Genomic DNA, 725 nt, shown 5'->3' on the forward strand with positions numbered 1-725 from the left:
TGGGCGATGAACAGCTTAAATCATCGTCCCAGAAAATGTCTCGGCTTCAAAACGCCGCACCAAGTATTTATGAAGCAGTTACAATCGCATCAACATGTGGTTGCACTTCGAAATTGAATCCGCCTAATAATTTAATGTCTGAAAATGAAAAATTGAAATTGCAACTTTTGGCTATACAGAAAAAATTCGGGGTTGATCCTGAGGTTCAAACAACTTCAAAATTAGATAAAAATGTTCAGATTGCAAAATTAAAAAAGTGATTTTTTTTCGGCGTGCCATTTTTAATTGCTAATGCAATCTAAGAGCCACTACGTGATTATTTTGAAAGATAGAAACACTTCGTGATTCTATTTTGCTTGTGTACTATTAATTAAAACTGCATTTGTACTATTAATTCTTCTGCTTTTGACTTTGCCTTTACCGTGCTATCACACGGTGCCGGCAAAGTCATCCCTAACCCGAAAAAATTCAGGTTTGGGACTTTGCCAGCAGTGTGATAATCACATAGCACCGGATAGAAAATAAGTAACCATTTCTATTTAGCAGTTCGTTCCGTTACTGGAACAGTTGGAGGGGTCTGCCTTGTATGTCTTCCCTGCCCCCTATGTCAGGATAGATGTCGCGTCAATTAATTCACATCAACCGTATTGGGGCGGAGTAGAGACATGCAGTGAATCGTTATCCAGCAGAACGCAAGGAGGCCATCCTTAAGCAGATGATGCCGC

The 725-nt window shown here is 39.7% G+C and carries 1 pseudogene; it reads left to right on the forward strand.

Features of this window, described 5'->3' with window-relative positions:
- Positions 1-117: pseudogene (locus ACO0K1_RS20240) on the forward strand (IS30 family transposase); the annotation flags it as partial.
- Positions 118-725: the final 608 nt, after the last annotated feature.

The organism is Undibacterium sp. SXout20W (genome assembly GCF_049340285.1).
Classification (GTDB): domain Bacteria; phylum Pseudomonadota; class Gammaproteobacteria; order Burkholderiales; family Burkholderiaceae_D; genus Undibacterium.